The following is an 11161-nucleotide window of genomic DNA, read 5'->3' as shown; positions in this document are numbered from 1 at the left end:
CCCTCTGGCAAACGGGAACAAGCCAACTATCGCCGTCATGGGGCCTCTGGTAGAAAACTGTGCCGAGCTCCTGGGGTCATGGTATGGACATGGACATGCAGAAGATGTCCTCCCCATCAAAAAGGCGCTGGATGCAGAATTTGCAGGCAAGGCTGAACTGATTTATACCGAGGGTTGTGGTTTCGACGGTAACGACACTTCCAAATTCAGTGAGGCACTGGCTGTAGCCCGGAAAGCAGATGTCATTCTACTCTGCATGGGTGAAAAGAAAAAGTGGAGTGGCGAAAACGCATCGCGTTCCATCATAGAACTGCCTGCCATTCAAGAGGAATTCATTGCTGAAATGAAGAAAGCAGGCAAACCGATTGTTCTGGTACTGGCTAACGGACGTCCTTTGGGACTCTCTAAAGTGGAACCTCTCTGTGACGCCATCGTTGAAATGTGGCAACCGGGAGTACCTGGCGGTAAACCATTGGCAGGTGTCTTGTCCGGCCGGGTAAATCCTTCGGGCAAGCTTTCCATTACTTTTCCACGTTCCACCGGACAGATTCCAATCTATTACAATCAGCGCAAAACAGCCCGTCCACAAAGTGGCAAATATCAAGACATCTCCTCTTCCCCACTGTATGAATTCGGATACGGCTTGAGTTATACCACCTTTAATTATGGTAATATCAACTTGCCCAAAGAAACCATCAGACGCGGTGAAAAGTTGGTAATGGAAATCCCAGTCACCAATGTAGGCAAACGTGACGGTGCAGAAGTGGTGCATTGGTTTATCTCAGACCCATTTAGCACGATTACCCGTCCATGCAAAGAATTGAAGCACTTCGAAAAGCAACTAATTAAAGCAGGTGAAACACATATATTCCGCTTTGAAATAGACCCGATGCGTGATCTTGCTTTTGTAAATGCCAATGGTGAACATTTCCTTGAAAATGGAGAATATTATGTAATAGTGAAAGACCAGAAAGTAAAATTCACGGTTATAGATTAATCTTCTTTTTATATTGCAGGCCATCCTCCTTTCATCATTCTAAAAGACAGATGGCCTGCAATTTCTATTTTAGAACAAATAAGTATACTGTTCTCCTAAAAATTTCTTGATATGCTTCAAGGCTTTGGTTATTTGGGCCTCCACCGTCTTGACAGAAATCCCCATTTCCCCGGCAATTTCTTGATTAGTCTTCCCTTCCTCCCTACTTTTGCGATAAACCTGCCCACATTTGTCCGGAAGGGAACAAACAGCTTCTTCAATCAATCGGTTCAGTTCTTCCATCTCCACCGAAGTATCAGCCGCAAGAGCATATCCATATTCTTCTCCTCCCTCGATGGGAACCGTATCCTTTTCATCGCGTAAAGCATTCAGGCAACGATTGCGTGCAGACTGGAAAAGATAAGCCTTGAATGAGATTTTAAGAGTCAAGTCGGCCCTACCCTCCCACAAATTCATAAAGATGGAAAGGGCCAGTTCTTCTATCTCCTGCTTGTCTCTCAGATAAAGGGACATGAAGCGGCAGAGTGAAACAAAATAAGTATCGAAAAGGTGCTTGAAAGCCTTCTCGTCATCTTGTTTGATTAACTGTAACAATAGGATATCATCTTCTGCAGGCATATCGAAGTTATATTAGATAAGGGCTTCTTGAGCGGCAAAGATACTAATATTATTTGTTCCTCGAAATTTATTAAAAAAATAATTGGAATTGGAATAAGGGTTAAACCCAAGTGATGTGTCATATAAGTGAAGGCCTATAAAAACATCATGATCATGAAAAAAAGTGTTCCTTGGAATTTAATCATTCCTAAGTTGAAACAGGAAATTTCCGCAGACGAAGAGCGGCAATTGGAGACTTGGTTACGCAGCAGTAACAACGAAGCGTTATTCAAGGAATTGCAACTGTTATGGGAAAAAATTCAGGCAAATGTAGAAAACTACACGCCCAATACCGAATATTATTGGAATGAACTTGTCAACCGTATGCACGCCAGCGAGCCTAAGCAGACTGAAAAACCTGCAAAGAAACGCTTCGAACTGAAACAGATATACCGCTACGCAGTAGCTGCATGTATAGCTGTTGCCATCGGTTGCTCATTCTACATAGGATTCCTTAACGGACAGCCTGAAGCCATGCCGCAGTTATACTCTAATTTGTCGGGTAAGTCTAAGGTTCTCCTTCCTGACGGAAGCGAAGTATGGATGCATACAGAGACCTCTTTGCAATACGGATCACAAATGAATAAGGATGAGCGTATCGTAAATGTAACTGGTGAAGCTTACTTCGATGTAGCACACGATGCTGACAAACCTTTTATTGTGCAGACAGAAGGTATGCGTATCGTAGTTCACGGAACCAAATTCAATGTCGATGCATTCCCCGGTTCGGAAAATACATTGGTGAGTTTGGTAGAAGGGTCCGTCTCTTTGGAAACCGAGACAGAGAACCGTTTCCTCAAACCGGGCGAAACAGCTACTTTTAATCGGAAAACCCTTACACTTAAGGTAGAAAAAGATGATGTACATTTTGCCTCTTCGTGGGCAAATACACAACTCGTATTCAGAAACCGTTCATTGGGAGACATTTGCAAACTGCTTTCTAAATGGTATCGGGTAAAGATAGACGTGGATCCTACATTATCCAATAAATATTTCTATACGTTTACGTTGCGTAGCGAACCGCTGGACGAAATACTCCGCATCATGGCACGCATCCAACCTATGAAATATACCTTTAACGAAGAGAATGAGTTGACAATTTCGTTTGCAGACACAAAACAAAAAGTAAAATGAAACAGTAACAAAATTAAAAACTTATGCCAAACAAACAAATGAGAAATGCACATTATTTAATAATTAACGAAAAGTAAACACCTACATTAATCTTTAAATTTAAGACAATTATGGATATAAGAAAACAACTCATCATTCTTATACTGGTACTTCTATGTGCCCCGGTTTCTGCACAAAAGAAAGAGAAACTGATCACACTGAAGTTCACAAATATCCCATTATCAGAGGCTATGCCAAAAGTGGAAAAGCAAAGTGGATACACTTTCTTCTATGAATCGCAGCAAATAGACATCAAACAGAAAGTCAGCTTGAATGTTAAGAATGAAACTATTAATAAGACAATAGCAGCCTTATTGAAAGGGACCAATGTTAAATTTGAAATCGACGCAACACACATTATTTTATATACCGGAAAGAATAACAAGGCAATATCCGGACAACCACAGAACATCTCTGGTACAGTAATTGACGAAAGTGGTGAACCGATTATCGGAGCAAATGTCATGGTGGAAGGAACCAGTACTGGTGTCATTACAGATCTTGACGGAAAATACACAATCAACGCACCGGCAGGGAGTAATCTCAAAATCTCCTATATCGGTTATGTGACACAGACTGTAAAAGCTGGTAGAAACAGTACCGTAAAGTTAGTGGAAGACAGTAAAACACTGGCAGAAGTCGTGGTAATCGGCTATGGTACACAGCGTAAGTCCGACCTGACTGGAGGTCTGGTATCAGTAGACCAGAAGAAACTGAACATGATAAATAGCAGTAACTTGATGGACCGTCTCGCAGGACAAATTCCGGGCTTAAGCGTAACTACTGGTGATGCGAAACCGGGGGCAGACCAAACCCTCCGTGTACGTGGTGAAAACTCATTAAGTGCTGACAATGCACCGCTTATTGTATTGGACGGTATTCCTTACAATGGTTCTTTGAGTGATATTGACCCAAACATCATCGAAAGCCTTAGTGTCTTGAAAGATGCTTCCGCAGCAGCTATCTACGGCTCACGCGGTTCCAATGGTGTTATCTTGATTCAATCAAAGAAAGGCAAGAAAGGTGCACCCCAAGTTACATACAAAGGGCAGTTCAGAATGTCGCAACCCCAACAGACTATTGATGTGATGACTCCAGACGAATACATCACATTTAAACAAGACATTGCACGCCTGAAAGATGGATGGAGCGGAGACCAATTGGCTCCTGAGAATATTCTGAGTGCCAGCGAACTTATAAATTACAAGAAAGGCGTTACAAACGACTGGCAGGACTATATTTTCCGCAATGCATTTACCATGGAACATCAAGTAGGCATTTCCGGAGGTACTGAAAGCACCACTTATATGGGGGCAGTTTCCTATCTGGATCAAGAAGGTGTAGTCTACAATTCTGCTATGAAACGTTACAATATCAATTTGAATGTCACACAAGTATTAAACAAATGGCTGACTATTGGTATACAGACCCAATTTATTCAAAGAGATGGCGGTGGTATAACCCCGAATATTGAACATGCTGTAAAGCAAAGTCCTTATGGTATCTACAAAGATGAAAACGGCAAGTATTATGAAGAACCTATGGACCAATCCCTGATTATTAACCCGATGGCCAATGTCAATGCCGACCAAGATCAAACAAGACGTAACTTCTTCATCAACACCTATGCTGACATTCTGTTGCCGGTAAAAGGTCTTTCAGCCCGTACAACCTTTGGTTACAACTATCGTAGCGACTTTACCGGCACATACTATGGTCGTGACACCAAAGACGGTAGAACAGCCAGCGGAAAAGCCAGCATCAACAATGAACACTACTGGGATTACACTTGGGAAAATCTGCTCAAATATAATCGTGAATTTGGCAAGCACCGTTTCGACGCTACAGGTTTGTTCAGTGTACAACAAACTCAGAAAAAGACTTCCAAGTCAAGTGCCGAAAGTTTTGTAAACGATGATTCCAGTTATCATAACATCAATGCAGGTGAAAAGAATAAAACCGTAAGTTCTGGTTTATCAGAAACCTCGATGCTGTCTTATATGCTTCGCTTGAATTATTCATATGCAGGAAAATATATGTTGACCCTGACCGGACGTTCCGACGGTTATTCTGCCTTCGGTGCAAACAACAAGTATGCATTCTTCCCGTCAGTGGCTGCTGCATGGAACATTGCTTCCGAAAGTTTTATGGAAAATGCACAAAACTGGCTGGACCAATTGAAGCTCCGCGTATCTTATGGTTCTAACGGTAACCAAGCCATCAACCCCTATCAGACATTGGACCGTCTGCACCTCACAAACTATATCTGGGGTGACGGTGGAGCAGGTGTCAACGGTGCTTATCTGGCCAACGACGGTGTCGGAAATCCGAATCTAAAGTGGGAAACAACCCAAACATTCAACGTCGGTATCGACTATTCATTCTTCAACGGCCGTATCAACGGTAACATTGAAATGTATGTCGCCAACACAAAAGACTTGCTGATGAAACGTACTGTTCCTATCATGAACGGCTATAAAACCATTTGGGATAATGTGGGTAAAACACGCAATAAAGGTGTTGAATTTACCTTGAACACCGTCAACATACGTAATAAGGACTTCGAATGGAGCACCGGAATCATCTTTTCACTGAACCGTGACAAGATTGTAGACCTACGTGGTGACAAAAAAGATGATATCACCAATAAATGGTTCATCGGCAAACCCTTGCGAGTTTACTACGACTATGACGTCGACGGCATCTGGCAGGAAGGTGACAAATTCACCTATACCGCAGCAGACGGTACAGAAAAAGAGATCCAAAAAGGTGCCAAACCAGGTTCTGCCAAAGTGAAAGATGCAGACGGAAACGGTTATATTGACTCCAATGACAAAGTTATCATCGGTTCAAAGAATCCAAGCTTCCTCATGTCTATGAGCAATACATTGACTTACAAGAACTTTTACTTGTCATTCCTACTGAATGGAACCTTCAAAGTTACACGTGAGTTGAACGAAGCCAATATCGGAAGTTGGAGTTACAACTTATACAACTATCTGCATAATGCCGATTACTGGACACCGGAACACACCAATTCCAAATATGCTTCTCCAGCATATAACAACTTCGACGGACACAGCTATTACAAAGACTTTACATACATCCAAATAAAGAATATCACTTTAGGATACAATTTTGAAAAGAATTTTGTAAAGAAATTGGGACTGAGCGGTTTGGGAGTCAATATCAGTGTGGAGAATCCTTATACATTCTGTGACATACGCAGCGTATTGAACTATGACAACAGTTGGTTTGCCTCTTACCCGACTGCACGTTCCTACGTACTTGGACTGAACTTATCATTCTAAACTTACTTAAATATATATACAATGAAAAATTATATATCAAAAGCAACTCTAGCTCTGTTAGTAGCTCTGTCTGCTACCGGTTGCTCTGACTTTCTGGATGAGAAACTGAAAAGTGAACTAGCTCCGGACAACACATATACAAGTTCCTATGGTTTCGAAGTAGGTTCTACCGGACTTTATGCCGAAGCACGCTCTGAATACAACACTTGGGGTGAAAACGGTGCCTTCATGCACAATGCCGCTTGCCCTTACGAAGCATTGCAGATTGCCACTGACCTTGCTACCATGGGTACCAAAGACGGTTCTATCCAACCGTTCGGTTTCTTGACATTAACTCCAAATACCGGTATTGTAGGCTCCTACTGGAACTGGGCTTATAGTCTGATTGCAGGAGCCAATGAGATGTTGAAATACTCGGAAATAAACACGAACTGGGATAATAGCACAGACAAGGCGCTCTATCAGGCAGAATCACGTTTTTTCCGCGCCTATGCATACCGTACATTGGTTTATCTGTATGGAGACGTTCCTTATGTAGACAAGATTCAAGATCAGTTCAGAATCGATTTTACCCGTACACCGAAGGAAGAGGTTATTGCCCACATGGTAGAAGACCTTCAGTTTGCTGTCGAGAACCTGCCTACTGACCCTGATGCCGTAAAAGTCGGCAAGCTGACCAAATGGGCGGCAGAACACTTACTAAGTGAGGTTTACTTGATGCAGGGTGATTATGCAAAGGCTGAAACTGCCGCAGAGAATGTCATCAACAGCGGATATTTCCACTTGATGGAAGACCGCTTCGGTGAAAAGGCAAAAGCAAACGGCGATGTGTTCTCCGACCTATTCGTTGAAAACAATCAAAATCGCACATCCGGCAATATGGAAAGCATTTGGGTCATGCAGTTTGAATATAACACTACTGGTGGCGGTACAAATTCCGATGACTGGACACGCCGTGCCTGGGAACCCAAATACTTCGAAATTACCGGTTTTGTTTTGGCAGACTCACTGGGTGGCCGCGGCTTGTCGCAATTGGTACCAATGAAATGGTGGATTGGAGAAGATACCGGTTTCTTTGATGAAGAAGACATTCGTAATTCCGAATACAACATCAAACGTAACTGGTATTACAACAACGAGAACATGCCCGACCTTTATGGTAAAAAAGCCACGATTACAGACGAAACATGGTTTACCACCTTCCGTCTTTATCCGGCTCTGACAAAATTCTTCTATGGCCGTTCCGAAAACCTTTCTTTGACCGGTTCCTACCGTGACCGCATGAAGTTCCGTTTGTCCGAGACTTATCTCTTACTCTGCGAAGCAAGGTTGGGGTTGAACGATATTTCAGGTGCCCGCGAAGCAATCAATGTTGTACGCCGTCGCGCGCATGCTCCTGAAATTACGGACAGTGAAATGACCATGGACTTCTTGCTGGACGAACGTATCCGCGAGTTGGTAGGTGAAGAATCACGCCGCTTTACCTTATGCCGTACCGGCAAATTATTGGAGCGTACCCGCAAATACAATACAGAATCGGGGCCCGTTATGCGTGATTACCACACATTATGGCCGATTCCTCAGAGCATAATCGATTCAAATACGGGTGCAGAATTCCCGCAAAACGAGGGATATTAACAGCACAAAGACAAAATAAAACACGAATAAAGGTAAAAAGATAGTTTTCAAGATTCTCATAAAGGGAATTGTCCGCGTCCATTGAGAACAAAGGCAATTCCCTTAATTTTATCAATAAACAATCATGAAGATACACAGACAATTAACAGCAGCAGCCTTTCTGTTTATCAGTATGGCAATCATGGCACAAGTGCCATTCAGCAAAAAGGAAGTAAAAGAGAAAATGAAGCAAGTGGCAGACTGGCAAATTTCCAATCCTAACACTGCCCACGAACACCACGACCTGGATTGGACCAATGGAGCACTTTATGTAGGTATGGTAGATTGGGCTAAACTGGCAGAAGAGGAGTACAATGACAGCACCTACTATCAATGGCTCTATAAAATAGGAAGACGAAACTGCTGGCAACCCCATCAGCGGTTGTACCATGCAGACGATATAACCGTTTCCCAATCATTCATTGACTTATACCGTAAATATAAAAAAGAGGAAATACTGGCTCCTACCCTGGCACGTACGGAATGGATTGTCAACCATCCATCCAACGGTACATTCAAACTGGAGTATGGTGACAACAAAACCCTAGAACGCTGGACCTGGTGTGATGCCTTGTTTATGGCCCCCCCGGTTTATGCCAAGCTATACCGTGAAACCAACAACCGGAAATACCTCCAATTCATGGACAATGAATACCGGGCTACCTACGAATACCTATTCGATAAGGAAGAGAACCTTTTCTACCGCGATTGGCATTATTTCGGTAAAAAAGAAGCCAATGGCAAAAAGGTGTTCTGGGGACGTGGAAATGCCTGGGTACTGGCCGGTCTGGCAGAAGTATTGCAGGAGTTGCCCAAAGGCTTGATGGAACGCGCTTATTACGAAGAACTGTTTATCCGGTTATGCACACGTATCGCCGGATTGCAGAACGAAGACGGTTATTGGCATGCCAGCCTTCTGGATCCGGCTTCTTATCCTTCTCCCGAAACCAGTTCCACCGGTTTCTTTGTATATGCGTTGGCCTATGGCGTAAATGCGGGACTCTTGAATGAAGACGATTTCATGCCAGTCATTATAAAAGGCTGGAAGGCACTGACCGATGCTGTAGATGCAAGCGGTAAACTTGGCTGGGTACAGCCTATCGGTGCCGACCCCCGTAAAGTGACGCGTGACATGACAGAAGTTTACGGTGTCGGTGCGTTTCTTGCAGCAGGATGCCAGATATACAAGATGGCTGTAGATACGGAAGCTGATTATATAAAAATCTGGCCAGACAGAAAAACCATGCAGGGAAACCCTTTAAGTGGTTGGGTTGTTTATGCAAATGAGAATGTCAGCGATGACTTCTGGAAGAAATACGACCATATCTATGTACCGGAAAAAGGAACAACCGTGAAAATCTCCGATTATGCACGCACACTCTATATCCGTACGCATTGGAGTACCTTCAATCCCGCCGAAGGAGTCTACGGCTGGGATACCAACGAAAAGTTGAAAAAAGTAATTCAAGGGGCACTCGACAGAGGTATGCGTCTCTCTTTCCGTGTAGTTGTCGACAGCCGCGACCGAAAAAATGAAGCCACTCCGGCCTATGTATTCGATGCAGGAGCCAAATACTATACAGACAATGGAAAACGCTCTCCCTATCCTGATGACCCTATCTTCCAGGAGAAATATGCAAAGTTCATAGAAGCATTTGCCCAAAAATACAATGACCCTGACCTGGTGGAATTTATAGACGGCTACGGTCTTGGCAAATGGGGTGAGGCACACACTATGAAGTACATTGACCCCAAGAACCGGGAAGCTGTGTTCAATTGGATTACAGACCTCTACGTCAAACACTTCACCAAAGTACCTTTAGTTATCAACTACCATCGTTGGATGGGTGCAGGCAAAGACTGGGCAGGTGAGGAGAATTTTGATCCCGATAGTAAACGCTTGTTGGACAGCGCTTGCGAGAAAGGCTTTTCCTTACGTCATGATGCTTTCGGAATGAGAGAGTATTACGGCCAGTGGGAGCGAAACTATGTGAAACCTTGGATTATGAAACGCCCGGTTCTACTGGAAGGTGGATGGATTGTGAGCAAGCACCCTTATCACAATGACCCGAGCGGTTACAAAACAGCCAAAGATGTGCGTATCGGAGAATTTGAAGACGGTCAGGAAGCTCATGTCAACATGATGGATTTCCGTGTAGGAGACGAAACCATGAGTTGGTTCCGTGATGCCTATCCTTTGGTTGAGCGTTTCATCTCCGAAGGAGGTTATCGTTTATATCCCGATTCCATTGTAGTTCCCAAAGAAATGAAGAGTGGTTCAAGAATAAAGATAGTACATCGCTGGAACAACTTAGGCTGGGGATATTGCCCAACCAATATACCACAATGGAACCAAAAGTATAAAGTAGCTTTCGCATTATTGAACCAAGACAATCAAGTAGTCTACTCTTATCTGGACAACAATACTGATTTATCCGTCTGGATAAAAGGCTATCCCACTTCCTATGAGTTCACTCCCAAACTTCACGGGGTAAAAAAAGGAACCTATACCTGGGCAGTAGCTTTAGTCGATACAACCAAAGGCAATGGAAGCAATGTTAAGGGGCTGGATATCTCTGCCAAGGGAACCTTCACTAATTCTGGTTGGTTAAAACTGTCAGAAGTAACTGTAAAATAAATAAGACACCCCATCGACTTTATAAACAAGAGGCTGAATTCAATCTTGAATTCAGCCTCTTGTTTATAAAGTCCAATCCATCTATTTCTTTTGCGGCAACCCCTTCAGCAAGTGGTCCACCGCCGCTTTCAGCTGTGCATCTTCTCCCTTCAAAACAGCTTCCGGTTCATTATAGACCAGGATATCAGGCTGCAACGTGCGGTTCTCCAGATAGTTGCCCTGCATATCCATGCAGCCTACCTGCGGAATACCGAATACAATACTTGGATCGATCTGGCTTTCCCACCAGACAGCAGTCATGGTTCCTGCCACGGGAGCACCTACCAGCTTGCCTATTCTCAACGTCTTATATACGAAAGGAGTACCGTGGGCATTGCTGTAATTATCCTCGCAAACCAGCATACACGAAGGTTTCAGCCATCTGTCAAAAGGATCGCTGCCGATGTACTGGCCACGCGGCACAAAGCGTTCATACTCCTTGCCGCTAAGTAACGTCGCTACTTGTTCGTGCAGCCACCCGCCTCCGTTATGGCGGGTATCCACCACAACAGCCTCTTTCTTACGACTGCTTTCGCTCAACAAATCGGAGTAAATCTTACGGAAGCTCGGACTATCCATACCTTTGATGTGAATATAAGCAATGCGTCCGCCAGAATATTCATCCACCTTCTTGCGGCAGTTTTCCACCCAGCGCTTATACAACAGCTC

Annotated in this window: 6 protein-coding genes and 1 pseudogene; 5 read left to right on the top strand and 2 right to left on the bottom strand. The window is 43.7% G+C overall.

Going from position 1 to position 11161, the window contains the following annotated elements; genetic code table 11:
- Window positions 1-997 (top strand): glycoside hydrolase family 3 C-terminal domain-containing protein (locus tag ABUA47_RS19780; RefSeq protein WP_349831936.1); only part of this gene is annotated, 997 nt, incomplete at its 5' end.
- A 69-nt stretch (window positions 998-1066) separates the two neighbouring features.
- Here ABUA47_RS19780 and ABUA47_RS19775 read toward each other — a convergent pair.
- Entirely contained in the window at window positions 1067-1615 is a 549-nt protein-coding gene (locus tag ABUA47_RS19775) for an RNA polymerase sigma-70 factor (protein ID WP_005829791.1), read from the bottom strand.
- Between the two features lie 153 nt (window positions 1616-1768).
- On the opposite strand from ABUA47_RS19775, the gene ABUA47_RS19770 reads away from it, so the two are divergent.
- The 4 genes and pseudogenes from ABUA47_RS19770 to ABUA47_RS19755 all read left to right on the top strand — a co-directional run.
- Window positions 1769-2788 (top strand): FecR family protein, encoded by a 1020-nt coding sequence (locus ABUA47_RS19770; protein ID WP_005833380.1) that lies wholly within the window; start codon window positions 1769-1771, stop codon window positions 2786-2788.
- 110 nt (window positions 2789-2898) lie between these two features.
- Complete coding sequence (locus ABUA47_RS19765; protein ID WP_005833382.1) at window positions 2899-6138, top strand: TonB-dependent receptor; 3240 nt, start codon at window positions 2899-2901, stop codon at window positions 6136-6138.
- A gap of 21 nt (window positions 6139-6159) precedes the next feature.
- Window positions 6160-7776: a RagB/SusD family nutrient uptake outer membrane protein gene (locus ABUA47_RS19760; RefSeq protein WP_009037857.1), complete on the top strand. Its 1617-nt coding sequence runs from the start codon at window positions 6160-6162 to the stop codon at window positions 7774-7776.
- 124 nt (window positions 7777-7900) lie between these two features.
- Window positions 7901-9010, top strand: a pseudogene (locus ABUA47_RS19755) (glycoside hydrolase family 105 protein); the annotation flags it as partial.
- A 1524-nt stretch (window positions 9011-10534) separates the two neighbouring features.
- On the opposite strand, the gene ABUA47_RS19750 reads toward ABUA47_RS19755, so the two are convergent.
- On the bottom strand, window positions 10535-11161 hold a 627-nt coding region (locus tag ABUA47_RS19750; RefSeq protein ID WP_349831935.1), incomplete at its 5' end, for a S41 family peptidase.

This window comes from Bacteroides sp. RTP31139st1_H2_RTP31139_211217 (assembly GCF_040227615.1).
GTDB classification, from domain to species: domain Bacteria; phylum Bacteroidota; class Bacteroidia; order Bacteroidales; family Bacteroidaceae; genus Bacteroides; species Bacteroides uniformis.
This window is presented reverse-complemented; position numbering and strand designations above follow the sequence as displayed.